Source organism: Butyrivibrio sp. AD3002, from assembly GCF_000420905.1.
Classification (GTDB): Bacteria; Bacillota; Clostridia; order Lachnospirales; family Lachnospiraceae; genus Butyrivibrio.
The window spans coordinates 40,055-58,089 of record NZ_ATVV01000010.1; the positions used below are offsets into that span (position 1 = coordinate 40,055).

Annotated in this window: 9 protein-coding genes; all 9 read left to right on the plus strand. The window is 42.6% G+C overall.

Features of this window, described 5'->3' with window-relative positions:
- The first annotated feature begins 56 nt into the window (after positions 1 to 56).
- Entirely contained in the window at positions 57 to 4,604 is a 4,548-nt protein-coding gene (gene gltB, locus G596_RS0108635) for a glutamate synthase large subunit (protein WP_022761441.1), read from the plus strand.
- Position 4,605: 1 nt separating this feature from the next.
- Complete coding sequence (locus G596_RS0108640; RefSeq protein WP_022761442.1) at positions 4,606 to 6,093, plus strand: glutamate synthase subunit beta; 1,488 nt, start codon at positions 4,606 to 4,608, stop codon at positions 6,091 to 6,093.
- A 21-nt stretch (positions 6,094 to 6,114) separates the two neighbouring features.
- Entirely contained in the window at positions 6,115 to 7,191 is a 1,077-nt protein-coding gene (locus tag G596_RS0108645; protein WP_022761443.1) for a tyrosine-type recombinase/integrase, read from the plus strand.
- Positions 7,192 to 7,326: 135 nt separating this feature from the next.
- Positions 7,327 to 9,951, plus strand: a complete 2,625-nt coding sequence (locus tag G596_RS0108650) for a transglutaminase domain-containing protein (protein ID WP_022761444.1) — start codon at positions 7,327 to 7,329, stop codon at positions 9,949 to 9,951.
- Between the two features lie 181 nt (positions 9,952 to 10,132).
- Positions 10,133 to 11,248 (plus strand): hypothetical protein, encoded by a 1,116-nt coding sequence (locus tag G596_RS0108655; protein WP_022761445.1) that lies wholly within the window; start codon positions 10,133 to 10,135, stop codon positions 11,246 to 11,248.
- Positions 11,249 to 11,277: 29 nt separating this feature from the next.
- On the plus strand, positions 11,278 to 12,363 hold the full coding sequence (locus G596_RS0108660) for a hypothetical protein (RefSeq protein ID WP_026671257.1): 1,086 nt from the start codon (positions 11,278 to 11,280) through the stop codon (positions 12,361 to 12,363).
- 158 nt (positions 12,364 to 12,521) lie between these two features.
- On the plus strand, positions 12,522 to 14,879 hold the full coding sequence (locus G596_RS0108665) for a response regulator (protein ID WP_022761447.1): 2,358 nt from the start codon (positions 12,522 to 12,524) through the stop codon (positions 14,877 to 14,879).
- Between the two features lie 34 nt (positions 14,880 to 14,913).
- Positions 14,914 to 15,585 carry a response regulator gene (locus G596_RS0108670; RefSeq protein ID WP_155829214.1) on the plus strand — a complete coding sequence of 224 codons (672 nt, stop codon included), beginning with the start codon at positions 14,914 to 14,916 and terminating at the stop codon, positions 15,583 to 15,585.
- Positions 15,586 to 15,790: 205 nt separating this feature from the next.
- A complete protein-coding gene (locus G596_RS0108680; protein WP_081646698.1) occupies positions 15,791 to 18,025 on the plus strand; it encodes a fibronectin type III domain-containing protein in 2,235 nt (744 codons plus the stop codon).
- Positions 18,026 to 18,035 lie beyond the last annotated feature (10 nt).

Sequence of the window (18,035 nt, forward strand, 5' to 3'; positions counted from 1 at the left end):
TCATATATGCTATGCGCGCGCCACGGACTATTAACAAAAAAATGGTAGGAAGAGAAATGGACAATTGGATGAATGAGCGTGATGCCTGCGGTATCGGCGCGGTTATAAATATAGACGGTAAGGCCGACAATAAAGTTCTTGACGATGCGCTGAGTATTGTTGAGAAACTTGAGCATAGAGCCGGAAAAGATGCCACAGGAAAGGTCGGCGACGGTGTTGGTATTCTGGTTCAGATTTCACACAAATTCTTTGGTAAGCAGGCGCAAAAACTCGGAATTACACTGAAGGATGCCGGAGACTACGGAATCGGAATGTTTTTCTTTCCCCAGGATTCAATGAAAAGAATGTTCGCAAAGAGAATGCTCGAAGTAATTGCGGAGAAGGAAAATCTCAAGGTCCTCGGATGGAGAGATGTGGAAATTCACCCTGAGATTCTTGGTGAAGTTGCAAGAAACTGCATGCCTTATATCTGCCAGTGCTTCATAGAAAGACCTGATGATGCAGAGAGAGGAATTGAATTCGACAGAAGACTCTATCAGCTTAGAAGAGAGTATGAGAAATCCTCCGAGGACACCTACATATGCTCATTTTCATCAAGGACAATAGTATATAAAGGAATGTTCCTTGTGGGACAGCTCCGCAATTTCTATGAGGATCTTTTATCACCTGATTATCATACGGCAGTTGCCCTTGTGCACAGCCGCTTTTCAACAAATACGACTCCTTCCTGGCAGAGAGCGCATCCGTACAGAATGAGCGCGCACAACGGTGAGATCAATACTATCCGCGGTAACAGCGACAGAATGCTTGCCCGTGAAGAGACCATGCATTCAGATGTTTTCGGAGACGACCTTGCAAAAGTTTATCCTGTAATAGCTTCTTCAGGTTCGGATTCAGCCATGCTTGATAACACACTTGAGTTCTTATATATGAACGGCATGGATCTTCCGCTTGCAATGATGCTTACTATTCCTGAGCCCTGGAAGCACAATGATTTCATGGAACAGGACAGAAAGGATTTCTATCATTACTATGCGACAATGATGGAGCCCTGGGACGGACCTGCGGCTGTCCTTTTCACAGACGGAGAGGTATTTGGCGCAACTCTTGACAGAAACGGACTCAGACCTTCCAGATATTATGTCACCAAGGACGGCAGACTTATACTGGCTTCCGAGGTTGGTGTCCTTGACATACCCGAAGAAAAAATCCTGAAGAAATCACGTCTTTCTCCGGGACACATGCTTCTTGTTGATACAAAGCAGGGACGAATCATTTCAGATGAAGAATGCAAGCAGAAGTATTCGACCGCAAAGCCTTACGGTGAGTGGCTCGACAGACATCTTCTGCATTTAAATAAATTAACGATTCCCAATAAGAAGATTCCGAGAAGCACGCAGGAGATGCGTGATAAGCTCTACAAAGTATTCGGATATTCCTATGAGGATGTAAAGAGCCAGATCATGCCTATGGCTACAAACGGAATTGAGCCCACTGTTTCCATGGGCACAGATATCCCGCTGGCAATGCTTTCACAGCATCATCAACCTCTGTTCTGCTACTTTAAACAGCTTTTTGCACAGGTTACAAACCCTCCGATCGATTCGCTTCGTGAGAAGGTAGTAACGGATACAACTGTGTACATCGGATCAGACGGTAATCTTCTTGAGGAAAAGAGCGACAACTGCCGCGTACTCGAGGTTAACAACCCGATTCTCACAGGTGTTGATCTTATGAAAATCGAAGCTCTTGATCAGCCCGGTTTCCATGTAAGAAAGATTTCACTTCTTTATTATAAGAACACTCCGGTGGAAAGAGCACTTGAGCAGCTCTGTATCTCAGTTGACAGAGCAGTTGCGGACGGCATCAACATCATAATCCTTTCTGACAGAGGTGTTGATGAAAACCACATGCCTATCCCTTCACTTCTTGCAGTGTCTGCAGTTGAGCAGCATCTCGTAAGAACAAAGAGACGTACGGCAGTATCACTTATCTTAGAGAGCGGCGAGCCCAGAGACGTTCACCAGATAGCTACGCTTCTTGGTTTTGGTGCAAGAGCTATTAATCCTTATCTTGCTCAGGAATGTATTGCAGAGCTTATTGATATAGGAATTCTCGATAAGGATTATCACACTGCAATCGAAGACTACAACAAGGCACTCCTTGGCGGCGTTGTAAAGATTGCTGCGAAGATGGGTATTTCTACACTTCAGTCCTATCAGTCAGCTAAGATATTTGAGGCAATCGGACTTTCAAGCGAGTTTGTAGATAAGTACTTTACAGGAACAGTCAGCCGCGTCGGTGGTATCGGAATCAAGGAGATTGGAGAGGACGTTGAGCTTCGTCACAACAAAGCCTTTGATCCGCTTGGACTTTCGACAGATACAACACTTGACTCCATCGGCTTCCACACTCTCAGAAGTGGAGAGGACAAGGAAGATCATATGTATAGTCCGAAGACTATCGTTACTCTCCAGAGAGCAGTAAGAGAAGGTGATTACGACAGATTCAAGGAATACACCAAGATGGTCGACGATGAAAACAGACCTCACACATTAAGAGCACTTCTTTCCTTTGTTCCCACCGGCAAACCGGTTCCGCTTGAAGAAGTCGAGAGCGAGGAAGAAATCGTAAAGCGCTTCCAGACAGGAGCTATGTCCTACGGTTCACTTTCCAAGGAAGCACATGAGACTCTTGCTATTGCTATGAACAGACTCGGCGGAAAGTCCAATACCGGTGAAGGCGGTGAGGACGTTGCAAGATTCGGAACAGAGAGAAACAGTGCTGTTAAGCAGGTTGCTTCAGGTCGTTTCGGTGTAAGCAGCAGATATCTTCAGAGTGCAAAGGAAATCCAGATCAAGATGGCGCAGGGAGCAAAGCCCGGTGAAGGCGGACATCTTCCGGGTAAAAAGGTATATCCCTGGGTTGCTTCAACAAGATTCTCAACTCCGGGTGTTGCGCTGATATCACCTCCGCCGCACCATGATATTTACTCCATCGAGGATCTTGCACAGCTTATCTATGACCTTAAAAATGCAAATGACAAGGCAAGGATTTCAGTAAAGCTTGTATCAGAGGCAGGCGTCGGAACTATCGCATCAGGTGTTGCAAAGGCCGGCGCACAGGTAATCCTGGTATCAGGTTATGACGGAGGAACAGGTGCTGCTCCTTCTTCATCAGTACACCATGCAGGTCTTCCCTGGGAGCTTGGTGTAAGCGAAGCTCATCAGTCACTTTTGGATAACGGCCTTAGAAGCAGAGTGGTTCTTGAGACAGACGGAAAGCTTATGACAGGAAGAGACGTTGCCATAGCTGCACTTCTTGGAGCAGAGGAGTTCGGCTTTGCAACTGCTCCCCTTGTATGTATGGGCTGTATGATGATGAGAGTCTGCAACAAGGATACATGTCCTGTAGGAATTGCTACTCAGAACGAGGAACTCAGAAAGAGATTTAAGGGTAAGCCCGAGCATGTAATGAACTTCATGCTTTTTGTTGCAAGACAGCTTCGTGAGATCATGAGCGAGCTTGGCTTTAAAAAGCTTGAGGATATGATAGGAAGAACCGACTGCCTTAAGATGAGAAGCGTACCTAAGGCAAGATGTAAGGATGCTGCTGACCTTAAGAGAATTCTGGATGCTTCCTATGTTGGAAGAGATAAAAATCATTTCGAGCCTGCTGATATATATGATTTCGGACTTGAGAAAACTCTTGATTCCAAAGTGCTTATTCCGGAGTATGAAAAAGGAAAAGCCGCTCTTAAAAAGAATCTGCAGAGTGCTCAGACTGACAGCGATAAGAAGAGTAAAAATGCAGAGCTTAACATCAAGGTGGATATTTCAAGTACCGACAGAAGTTTTGGAACACTCCTTGGAAGCAGAGTTACTGCAGACTTTAATAACACCCTTCCGGATGATTCCATCAAGGTTGAAGCTCATGGAGGCGGCGGACAGTCCTTTGGAGCATTCCTTCCAAACGGTGTCACTCTGAAACTTTACGGTGATGCCAATGATGGTTTCGGAAAGGGACTTTCCGGAGGAAAGGTAATTGTAAGACCTTCTGAGAAAGCGACCTACAAAGCTCATGAAAACATTATCATCGGTAATGTTGCTTTATACGGAGCTACTGCAGGAAAAGCTTATGTATGCGGAGTTGCCGGAGAGAGATTCTGTGTCAGAAATTCCGGTGCCATAGCAGTTTCTGAGGGCTGTGGTGATCACGGTCTTGAGTACATGACAGGCGGAAGAGCGGTCATTCTCGGAATGACAGGCAAAAACTTCGCAGCCGGCATGAGCGGCGGAATCGCTTATGTACTTGATAAGGAACACACATTATATCTCCGAATGAATAAGGATATGTCTTCACTTTACGAAGTCACTGAAAAGTATGACATCGCAGAACTTCACTCAATCCTTGAGGATTACGTAAAGGAGACCGGTTCGGAGTACGGACGTGAGATTCTTGATAATTTCGATGACTACATCGCAGATTTCAAGAAGATTGTTCCGAATGATTATCAGAAGATGCTTACTGCAATCGGTAAATACGAGGAGCAGGGCATCGATCATGAGCATGCAGTGCTGGAAGCTTTTAAGGAGTTGACCTAAGATGGGAAAAGATACAGGATTTCTTGAATATAACAGAACAAATAACAGGGACGTTCCGCCCGAAGAAAGAATAAAGAATTTTGAGGAGTTCCACACTCCTCTTGATTCTGAAAAAAGAAGACAGCAGGCTGCAAGATGCATGAACTGCGGAGTTCCGTTTTGCCAGTCAGCAATGAACTTAAGCGGCATGGTAGTGGGCTGCCCTTTGAACAATCTCATTCCGGAGTGGAACGATGAAGTATATAAAGCTCATGATGAGCATGCATTTGCAAGACTTCATAAGACCAGCAATTTTCCGGAATTCACGGGCCGTGTATGTCCGGCACTTTGCGAAAAGGCCTGCATGTGCGGACAAAACGGCGATGCTGTAACGGTTCATGACAATGAGTTGTTCCTGGTTGAGACAGCTTATGCTAAGGGTTACATCAAACCGTTTATCCCGAGCATAAGAAGCGGTAAAAAAGTGGCTGTAATCGGAAGCGGTCCCTCCGGACTGGCCGTAGCAGACGAGCTTAATCACAGAGGGCACAAGGTTGAAGTCTTCGAGAGAGAGGATGAAATCGGCGGACTTTTGATGTACGGTATCCCCAACATGAAGCTTGATAAGAGCGTAATTAAGCGTAGAAGAAAGCTCATGGAAAAAGAGGGTGTTGTGTTCCATACAGGAACCGACGTAGGAAAGGATGTTAAATCCGCTGAGCTTCTTCCGGGATTTGACGCAGTTGTTTTTTGCTGCGGTGCTAAAAAGGCAAGACCCCTTGCGGTAGCCGATCCCGAGAAGGTAAAAGGTGTTTATAATGCAGTTGATTTCCTTACATCAACAACCAAAGCGCTTGTAAAAGGTGGCGGCAAGACAGTTGCTTCACTTCAGGCACAGGGTGGATATATCGATGCAAAGGATAAAAATGTAGTTATTGTAGGCGGCGGAGATACAGGTAATGACTGTATCGGCACAGTTATAAGACACGGCGCAAAGAGCGTTACAGCTCTTGAGATGATGCCAAAGCCTCCGGTTGAACGAGCTGCAAATAATCCCTGGCCGGAGTGGCCAAAGACCTTAAAGACAGATTATGGTCACGAGGAAGCCATCCATGTTTTCGGAAGTGATCCGAGAGTTTTTGAGACAACGGTGAAGGGAATAACAACAGATAAAAAGGGTAACTTAAAGCAGATCGAAACGGTTAAGGTTACTTTTAAGGACGGCAAGCTCACTGAGGTTCCCGGTTCGGAAAAAAACTTGAAATGTGATATACTTTTAATAGCCGCAGGCTTCATAGGCTGTGAAGATTATACCGCTGATGAGTTTTCACTTAAGCGCAGCCAGAGAGGCACAGTATTAACTGCTGAGGACGGCTATCACATTCAGGGAACAAAGCTTTTTGCTGCAGGGGATATGCACAGAGGACAGTCTCTTGTTGTATGGGCTATCGCAGAAGGAAGAGCCTGTGCCAAGGAAGTTGACGAGTACCTGATGGGATATACGAATTAAAATCTTGTTGGGGAAGTTGTCATGGGTGAGAATTCAGCATATTACAATGAGTTACAGAGTAGACGCAGGGATAACATCAATAGTGTCAAAGCGCTGCTGCCGCAGTATGCGCATGGATTTGTTGATGAATGTCTTTTGAAATATCAGATAAATACTGCGTACAGCTATGCCCATGACATCTACTTTTTCTTCGGATACATAAAGGAGAACAATCCTCTATGCAGGAATCTTGAGATAAAGGATATCCCCCTTATGGTGCTTGAGCACATGAAGGCACCGGATATAAATGAATTCCAGACCTATGTCGCGCAGGGACATAAGGTCACAAAGTCAGGCATCAAGCAGGCGAGGGAGAGAGCCATCGCGAGAAAAATGGCCTCTGTAAGAAATTTCTTCAAGTATCTGATTAAGTTTGATTACCTGGAAAATGATCCAACTTTAAAAGCGGTGACAAGGTCCAGGGAAAAGCAAAGAAGATCAATCAACCGTCTCGACAGCGACCAGGTGAAGATGCTGATGGACACGGTTACCAATGTGAAGTCAGGTTCGCATCATTCACAGGTTATGAGCGAGCTTACGTCGAAAAGAGATCTTGCGATTATTACACTTTTGCTCAATACCGGAATTCGTGTATCGGAGTGCGCGGGACTTGATCTCAAGGATGTCGATTTCAAAACCAATACGATCAAGATTGTGAGAAAGGGCGGCTTTGAGGACGAGCTCTACATCAGTGAGATAGTTCGTAACACTCTTCGAGATTATATAAATAACGAGAGAGAATCTCTGATGGCTGAGGATGAGGAAGAGGAAGCTCTTTTCATATCGCTTAAGCACAACAGGCTATCAGTCAGAAGTATTCAGCACATGGTAGGAAAGTATGGTCAGAATACCGGACTTGAGAAGAAGCTCACACCGCATAAACTAAGGCGTACTTACGGAACCGCGTTATACAATAAGACCAGCGACATCTACATGGTTGCCGATGTTTTGGGACATAAGGATGTAAACACCACGGTTAAGCATTACGCAGCAGTGGAAGAGGAGCACAAGAGACGTGCTGCCGGAATTGATATTTACGATATGAATGATGATGAATGATTATGAGGGTTGTCACAGAAGTGGCAACCCGATTTTTTTAGCACAATTGCTTAATGAAGTATTTTAAAAAATTGTGCAACATTTTTTAATGCTGAACTGTATAATAGGTAAAGTCGATTTTATTTAGGAGGGACTATGAAAAAACAAGCATTATCAGTTTTATCGGTTTTACTGGGCATATGTCTGGTAACCGGATGTGGGGGATCAAGTGGGATTAATGAATTAACAAAAAAAGTCGGGGGATTTAAATCTTCTGAGAGTACTATCGGAGAGTCCGACATACTACCTACCGATGATCAGAATGGTGACAAGGATGTGTCTTCAAATGATGATCAGAAAGGCACCAAAGACGTACTTTCAAACAATAAAAAGAGCGGTACCATAGACGTACTTTCTAACATCAAAAATAAGTATGCATCTGCTACGGTAGACAGCGCACATGAATTCGGCGAGCCTATGTATAATCTTCCCAAAGATTATGTATTTGAGTTTGACTGTAATGAAGAAGCAATGAAGTGGGATTATAACATGGCTTTCAGTGTATATACAACACTTGATTTCGAAAATCCTGACAAGTATACCCACGACTGCAGCGTATGCTCACTTGAAAACGGTAAAATATTAGTAGAACCGTCTGCTGTAGATAATTTCTATGACATACCCGAGAGCACTATTACCGCAGAAACAGATACTTTTGCTGCATGGGAAACAGAGTGTGATGGTACATGGGGAAGCCTTAATAAGCTGTATTTAGTACAGAAATACGATCTTCAAACAGGTGAGGAACTTGCTAAACCTATTATCACACCTTTTAGTATTCGCCATGACATTGAATCAACGACGGTAAAGCAGAAAATAGATGACAATAACAATTATTATCTTGAATGGACTCCTGTAAGAGGAGCTTCCTCATATCTGGTTTTTAAGCTGACTGATTTAGGCTATTATCTGGTTTATAAGACAACAGATACAAAAGCGTCTGCAGATAGTTTTTGGGGACAGCTTGATTCCGATAGGTGGAGTGAGTTAGTAAATAAGGATTTAGAAGAAAGTGGTTATGATACTACCACTTCTGAAAAGCTTTACATGAATAGTGATCTGCATGATGACAAGCACTGCAAGTTTGCTGTAGTAGCCGTAAGAGATGGAAAGACATCAGGTATCAGTAATATAGTTGATTCTGATGAACTCGCTGATTTATTACCATATACGAAAGAAGGAAATCTTGAGGTTACAATAAGGCAGGTAAGCGATCTGCCGGTTTACATTAATGTGACAACAGTAAACGATAAGACTATGCAGATGATTATCGACTATCATGGATGTGTTTGCAAACATGGGGACGATGATTCAACAACATATTATCTGTTTCCTAAGATTTATCATACGGATTTATCTCCGTTTTTGATTACTGTACATGGTATGCCCTATGGTGAATTTACAAAATATGCGCAGCAGGTAGCTGACAGACAGGATAAAATTACTGCTACAATGCCTACAGGCAGAGTAGAGACAAATGTAGATGTTTCTAACGTCCCTACCATGGAAGATCCGGAGGTATCAGAAAATCCGGAGACATCAGTAGAACCTGCAATACCCGAAGAGCCTACGAGTCAGGAAGAACCAGAGGCTCAGGAAGAGCCCACAACTCAGGAAGAACCTGAGGTTCAGGAGCAGCCTACCACTCAGGAAGAACCTACCACCCAGGTTAATCCCGGTTCAGCTAATGAACTGATGACAGAAGTGGCAGACATGGTTAACACCAATTTGACATTATTGCAGGAGCAGAGCGGTGTTTCTTTGGATGATGTTATATTCGCTGAGTCACCTCTCGAAGAATGGATGGCGTACTGCCTGATGGCCAGAAGTGAATATATTCCGGTTCCTTACAGCGAGTTCCCCGAAGGAGCCGATGTAGAAGGCACGACTAACAAACTGTTATCTATGTACAGACAGAATCCTACAAGTGGTGTAATCAATGGTATTAAGTATTCATATGATTATGAGACATATATTGTAGAGTATGTTGACGATACAAATGACAGACTGGGCAAGTCGGTAGAGGAGTTTAAAAAGGCTAAGGAAGTAGCTGACTGCGTAACAGCAGGCTTATCAACAGATTATGATAAGGTAGTTGCATTGAACGATTATTTCTGTACCAATGCATCCTATGATGAAAGCTCTATGTCTACTGAAGTAGATATGAATTCACTCACACAATCATTTATTGATGCTCATACACCTTATGGTATTTTGTGCAATAACTACGGTGTATGTGAAAGCTATTCTGAAGCTATGGCTCTTGCAGGAAGACTTGCCGGTCTGGATGTAATTATTGAAACCGGAGATCTGTATGGTGCCGGCGGACATGAATGGAACAGAGTAAATATTGATGGAAACTGGTGTATTCTTGATATAACCAACAATGATAACGAGATGGTACCTAACGGTCTTTGCAACATAACGGACAGTATGGCAACTCAGCTTTTGATATCAGATAAAACATCGTATTTGTTCGATGCTTCAGCTAATACCGATTCTTATGAATACTATCACATGAACGGTGAGTATGTTGAATCTACTACCGATCTTGCAGATAAGCTTAGAGAGCAGTTAGACAGTGATGGTGTTGCGCATGTTCGCTGCAGCGAAAACATGACGCAGGATGATGTTACTGCAGTAGCTCAGCAGCTGTATAGTGAGGGCTATGACATCTCTGAAGGATATTTCGTATACAATATAGCTATACTTTCAAAGTAAAACACTTTTGTAGAGTTTGGAAAGTGAAGTAAAATAAAAAGTCGTCCTTTCAAAAATGAAGGGATGACTTTTTTTGTAAAAATTACAAAAATATTACAAATATTTAAAATGTTCGTTGCAATTTTCGGCTATTACTGTATAATTCTATTTTTGTGGGGGACTATATAATTGGAGGAGTGTTATGAAAAGAGTATTCAATGATCTCGGAAGATTTATTCTTCTGTCTGCATTCGCGCTGACATTATCTGCAGCAGTTTTAATAAGTTATCCCATGAGGGATGTTAAGGCATACGTAGAGGAAACCAAAAATTCTGACGGAACTTACACATATACAGATAGCGATACCAATGAGTCTGTTACATCAAAATGGAAAGACGGCTACGCAGAAAAATATATCGGAAAAGAAGAGGCAGCCTGTGTGATAGAGACCAAGTCCTATTACAACGTGATAGATCTTTATACCACATTGGATGTTGCAAGGTTAGGAAATTTCAGGACAAACAGTGACAAGCTCAAAGTAAAAGTGATGTACAGGCATGAAAACAATTACGGCCTTGATAATGCTGATACCAGCTCCTGCTGGATAATCACTCCTGATGGGAAAAAACTTTACAAGGATATTTACGGAAACAGGAAAGAATTCAATGCTTCCACGGAACAGGAAATATTAAAGACAAATAAATATGAGGCAAACGGAAGCTATAAGATAAGACTTTATACCAAAAAATCCGGTAAATATGTATTTTCATATGATGCCCTGGATCACAATGGGAACGTCATTACGACAAAGACAGTAAAGGTTGTGACCAAAGAGGATACAGATCCCATCAAAGAAGCAACCTTTGCAGGAAAGCGATTTTATGTAAGCAATGTCGGAAAACAGAAAGGTCTTAAGACTGATCTGTATAACATCAAGGGAGGCTATAACACTAAGAAATCCGGCAAGCTAAAGATTGTCATGAACAAAGGCTACAAAATCAAAAAGATTGAGATGGGCTATCAACATGTAGAACGCTCCAAGGCAAGTACGGACGATAAATGGACAAACAGTTTTGCTGATGTTACTTGGAAGACAATTAAAAACGGCAGGAAGATAAAGCTTAATTCAGAGAATGTGTATTCATATTTCGATAAATATGAGAAGAAGTCAAATGAAAAAGCTCCTGGAGGTTATGACATCTACTCCGATGAAAATCATGGACAGATATCAACCACATATATTCGCGTTACCTATTATGATACAAAAAGCAAGAGAACAGAGCGGACACAGCTTTCTATCAACAGGAACATCAAATGATTCATGGAAGGTGAGATACGAGGATGAAAATGACAGAAATAATGAAAAAGGCAGTGCTGCTTTTTGCTGCAATAACTATTACACTTACAGGTTCGCTTAACGCAAAGGCTTACACGACGATAACCTGGAGCGATCAATATAAAGCAAATGTTTTTATAAACAGTGATACCAATGATTCATGTGTTAACAAGAATTCCGGAGATCATGCAGCTAATGCTTATGTATGTGAGCAGATAAAAACAAAGACGATAACAACAGAATATTACGGTACAAAAAATGAAATAACACTCTATACAACCTACGACGTTGCGAGATTCGGGAATTTTAGAACAAATAAAAAAGTCTTAAAGCATAAGGTTACCGAGAAGGTGGAGGATAATTATTCAGAGTCCAACAGCTATGTTACCGGAACGGATGGAAAAAAATATTGCAAGGATATTTTTGAAAATAAGCAGGAATACTCCGAGGCTACTATAGCAAAGGCAGAGAAAACCAATAAGTTTCACGCTTATGGGGAATACGCCATCAGGTTTTATACAAAAAAAGCAGGTACATACAAGTTTTACTATGATGCATTGGATCAGGACGGAAATGTTATAACCACTAAGACTATCAAAGTAGTTGCAATGGAAGACGGTGACCCGATAAAGGAAGCAACCTTTGCGGGAAAAAGATTCTATGTCAGCGCCAATACACAATATAAAGGAAAAGAAACCAATCTGTATTCGACTAAGGACAGAGCATATACAACAAAAAGCTCCGGTAAGCTCAAGTTCAAAATGAATAAAGGCTTTAAAATTCAAAAGACTGAAGTCGGATATACTACCGTAGGATACAGGGATAACAGTACAGATGATAGCTGGGCAATTCAGAATAAAGGAACTGTGTGGACTGAGGTAAAAAACGGTATGAAGATTACACTGTCCTCAACAGATGAGGGGAAACCATGGTATGAGAAAGCAAAGAGACATGATGCCCCCGGACAAAGCAGAATTTATAGCACAGAAAGATATGAGCAGCGTGCAAGGACGTTTATCCGAATTACATATTTGGACAAGCGAAATGGGACGACAGGAAGTTCAACATTTACAATTTACAGACTTATAAATAAATAGAGAGTTTGAAAAAATATCTCTGTAAATTTAATATAAGGTTATTTAGAGGGTCTTCTATGATAAAATTATATAAATTATCATAGAAGACTTTTTGTAATGTCGAACAAAAAAGTGAAGTTTACAAACCGAAACCGATGACAGCGGGGAAGAAAGCAGCCATGAAAGAATTTCTGACAAAGCTTATCAACTTCTACAAAAAAGAAACGGAACTTGATGTGGTATTCTTTAAGCTCCTTGGAACATCGGGAGCCATAATAAGCCTGATAGGAGCTGTGCAGTCGCTATTTACGCTTAGTGACCTGTCGGGATTTTTTATAAACATGGGCGCTGCAGTAGGAAGCATAGCCCTTATCTTTTTTGTGGACAGGACAGGGCATTATCTTGCCGGTTATCTCATAACGTCCTTTGGGATATTCATGGGACTGTTTGGGATACTTTTTTTTGAGATGGGAGGACTCTATGGCTCGATGCCATATTTCTTCTCCTTTGGAATCCTTTTTACTCTCCTCATGTACAGAAGGCCGTCTCTTCGCTATGCAATGGTGGTTGTTCACGTGATCTACTATGCAGGGCTATGCCACATCGCATATTTTCATCCGGAAACCGTTACCCCGTTTGATACGGATATGTCAAGGTACGTGGACCAGCTCACAGGTATCTTCGTATCCAGTGTGGGCATAGGAATCATCTTCCATATGTACCTTAACGAATACAGGAAGCAGCAGCGTCTTGCCCAGGAATCCAGCAATGCCAAGAGCGTGCTGCTTGCCAATATCAGCCACGAGATAAGGACCCCTATCAACATGCTCCTTGGCATGAATGAGATGATCCAGAGGGAAGCCGAGAACGCCCGGATACTTGAGTACTCGCAGAACGTCGACTCCGCAGGCAAACAACTCCTTTTTATGATTAACCAGTTTTTGGACCTTTCAAGGATAGACATGGGCAGGGAAGAAGTGTTTGAAGAGAACTTCGACCTCAAGGGGCTCATAGACACACTCTCTATTTACTATAAAAAAGAAGCTGACAATAAGCGCCTTGACTTTGTGGTTGATACGGATAAATATCTTCCAAGATACTTTGTTGGAGATGTAAAAAAACTTAACCAGATCCTCATGAACCTTCTTTCCAATGCCATCAAGTACACGAAAGAGGGTATCATAGTATTCAGCATCCATAAAAAGGAAGAAAAGGACGGAATCTATACACTGCGCTTTGAGGTATCTGATACAGGAATGGGCATAAAGAAGGAAGAGCAGGATAAGATTTTTGAGAGCTTTGAAAGATTAGATATAGTCCGTAATCGTGGCATCGAAGGTACAGGCCTTGGCCTTGCCATCTCCGGTAACCTTGCAAGGCTCCTTGGAACGCAGATAAAGGTTAAGAGCAGGTACGGAGAGGGAAGCCTTTTCTGGTTTGATATAGGCCTTAAAAGGGGCGCAGACATAGAAATTGACAGCTCCTTAAATGAGAGCTTCATTGCTCCTGACGCAACGATCCTGGCAGTGGATGACAATAACATGAACCTGACGGTCCTTAAGTCTCTTCTTAAAAGAACTCTCATCAGGGTGGATACTGCTCAGTCAGCTCAGGAGTGCTATGACCTCTGCAGGGAGCGGGACTATGACCTCATCTTTATGGACTACATGATGCCTGATATTGACGGGATAGAAGCCATGGAGGAACTTCGAATCATGGACGGTGGCAGGATGAAGGATACACCCATCATCGTCCTTACAGCGGATGCAACTCCCGAGAGCAAGAGGATCTTTATGGAAAAGGGCTTTGATGACTACCTGCTAAAGCCCGTGGATGTAGGCCTACTTGAGAATACTCTTATAAGGAACCTGCCAGGAGGTCTTGTTACAAAGGTAGAAAAAGAAAAGCCCATAGAGATTCCACAGGAAACTCTTTTAAAGATTAAAAAGATACTTTCAGGGTATGACATCTCCCTGGATATGGCAATGAAGCACCTTAGCGGCGATATCCTGCAGTTTGTCAGGATTGCAGAGTTTTTTGTTAAGAGTGCTGATAAGAGCATGGATGAGCTTAAGCGCCTTCTTGAAAGAAAAGACTACGAAAAGGCAGCGCTCATAATCCATTCCATTAAGGGTAATTCCGGAAATGTAGGCGCAGAGGATCTTTATTATAACGCCAGGAGATTAGAGAAGAGAGCAAAAGAAAGCGATGGCACATACGTTGACGCAGCATCTCCTTTGTTCTTCATGGAGTGGGAGAGGGCAAAAGACGGGCTCTTAGCTGTCCTGTCCGAATTTGACAGAATAAGGCATGATGCTGCAGCTGCGGAACCGGAGGAGGAACCCCTTGATAAAGATGCCATCATAGATGAGCTTATAAATGCCATTAGTAACGGCAATCAGGCCCCTGCTCTCAAATACGCAGATAACCTTGCTGCAATCCTTTGCGGGGATGATACAGTTGATAAGATCAGGAACTGTATCATGAATATCGACTTTGACAGTGCAATGGAACTTGCCATGAAACTAAAGAAGTAACAAAAAGGCACTTATATATTACGTGATAACTGCTATGATTGATTACAAAGATATAAGCAGGATGATCACCTGCACATATGAGGGGAAAATGGAAATGATGGAGAACTACAAGATTCTCTGCGTAGATGATGATATAAATATGCTGAATACTCTGGAAGATATACTTATAAATGCCGGCTACAGCGTAAGCCTTTCAAAGTCCGGAAGACAGGCCATTGAATTTGTCAAAAAAGGCATCGGCTTTTCCCTGATCCTCCTTGATGTTGATATGCCCGGGATGGACGGATATGAGACACTTAAGGAGATAAAGGACCTTCATATGGCAAAAGACATTCCGGTCATCTTCCTTACTGCCAAGGACGAGCCTGATTTTGAAATAAAGGGTTTTGAGTACGGCGCTGCAGACTATATCACCAAACCCTTTGTAAAGAGCGTATTTCTTGCAAGAGTAAGGAACAGGATCACAGCTCCTTCAAGGCAGAAAGCCATCGAGGCTGAAAATCTTGGGAAACTTAGGAATATGCTCTCTGACCTGGAACTGAAGGTGGCAGAATACATAGCAGAAGGTCTATCAAACCAGGAGATTGCAGATAAGACCAGCTACTCCTATGGCTATGTAAGGCGAGTCGTATCCTCGATCCTTGATAAAACCGGGATGGAAAAGAGGACAGACATACGGCATTTTTTGAAATCGGGGGAGTACTAGGCCTGATATTTCATATGCTTTTTGGAAGGAAAGTCCATATGGGCTTTCTTTTTTTGCGTAATAATAAAAAAATTATAAATATGAAAAGAGGTAACAAAAAGGCACTTATTTTTTGAAATTAATTGCTTATGATAATTTGTGGAAAAAGATATTGGAGCGCCGGGCATATGTATGCCTGTGTACTTATGAGAGGTGGGATAAAAAAATGAAAAAGAGGTTTTTGACCGGGCTATTGACTGTAGTGATGAGCACTGCACTGGTGGTGATGCAGCCGGTAAGTGTTTATGCAGCGCCTTCGCCTATAAGTAAAGAAATATTTGTTGATCCCGTGACTTACTATAAGGTTGATACCAATCAGTTCTCAAAGAGCCAGGTGGATTTTTACCGGGATATGCTTACTACGCACAGGAATCAATGGCCTAGTCCCAAACAGAAATGGAACAAGATTGCCGGGGCAATATTAAGGCAGAAAAACAATCTGAAGGACGGGGATTCTGGTCGTCTTAATTCTGCTATAAGCGCTATGAGTGGAACCGGTCATATTTTGGATGATGATGGATCCTCTAATACTGACCACTGTAGTACGATACCTTTTCAGGAGGCAGGATCTCTTCAGCAAATGGAGAAGGACCTCCTTAGTGGTCTGAACTATTCCGGATCGGTCATCGACATGTGCGGCTTGTTTAAGGATGGTGAAAGCTTAAACAGCGGCCCTGTATTCTACCAAGGAGGTATGTCATGGGAAAATGATGGTAAAGCATATATGGTTGTCGCGGTTCTTTTCAGCGACTTCAAGGTAACGCCTATCCTTCCGGATGCTGACCCTGCCAAGGGTAATTTTGTTGAGACTACGGTTAGTGATGTAACAAGTGAAGGTGGGGAATTAAACTCACAGCTGATAAACAGAGCGGCAGACAGGACTCTTGACGCCTCACAGACAATAGGCAAAGACTCAGTTGTAACTATAAGGACCGAGGTGACAGGAAGCAAGGAGTATTCGATTAGTGAAACTTTAACTGTAGGCGCTGAATATGGATTTACAGGTGCGTTTAAGGGATCCGTAGAAGTGAGTGTAGGCGCCTCTCAGGTTTTCCATAAATCATTGACTGAAGGTCAAGATACTTCAAAAACATTTCACACTGACAATACAATTTCTGCCGGGCTTCCGCCATTTACAGGTGGAATGCTTAAGCAGGTTTATGGAACCCAGCAGGTGGAGACGACATATAACTGCCCGGTTGCTCTTACTTACAGGGTACGAGTACTTCAGTATCGTGCCGGGTATGAGAAAAATGCGAAGAAGTTACTTGATGCGCAGTCGTATGAGAGAGCGGATTTTGGCAAGGATAACGGTGGAGATGCGCGAAAAGACCTTTACAACCGGGCTGTTATAAATAAAAATAACAATGTTGACCCGGATGGAATCCATTGGAATAATATGCCTGAATCTATCCTTACAGCAAATAGAATATATGAAAGAGCAGCGACTGAGGTACCTATGGCCTCAACGCCGGCTACCTTCATCGCAACACTTAAGACTACAAGCGGTGAGCTTAAGGGCATAGCTCCGCTTTACCCGCTTAAATATGTGCGGCTGGAAAATAAGGCCCTTAATGAACTGGAATTGAAAACCGGTGAGAACTACAGGGTTGATCTGATCGAGCTTGAAGGGCTTGCAGAGAATGAAGAACGGGTGAAGGGACCTTACTACGGCTTTGATAAATCATTCGGTAAGTGGATACTTACAGATAAAAACCATAAAGAGTTGACCGATGAATCTGTGGCAACCCTTACAAAGAACGATAGAACCGGAGCGGTAACCTTAAAGGCAGTTTCCGAAGGAATGGTCTATCTGGAATATCTCATAGATGAGAACAGATACAGTACTTTTACAGACGGGAGCAAGTATGCAACAAACAAGAGCTTGAAGGAATTCCCATCGATTGAAGTAAAGATTACAAGCGCTCCTGTAACAGCCGAAAAGGATGCCGACCAAAATGAAGCTGGCAATAATGGTCAGGAACAGAGCGCAAGTACACCTGATCAGAATCAGCAGACTACGCCTTCTCCGGCAGTTGACCAGGTACAGAGTGAAAATACAACACCACCGGTAGTACTGGAAAAAACAGATACCGTTGATAAAAAGCTGAAAAAGACATCCCTTTCAAAGCTGAAAGCCGGAAAGAAATCCATCACGATTACCTGGAAAAAGAACGATGAAAAAGGCATAAAAGGCTACGAAATTCAGTACAGTACAGATGGGAAATTTAAGAAGGATACCAAGACAGTAACTATCAATAAAAATAAGACTACTTCGAAAACAATCAAAAAGCTTGAGCCTAAGAAAAAATACTATGTAAGAATCCGATCATTTAAGAAGTCCGATGGTGAAAAGATATACTCAAGATGGAGTAGTAAAAAGAGCATTAAGGTTAAATAAATAGCAAAAA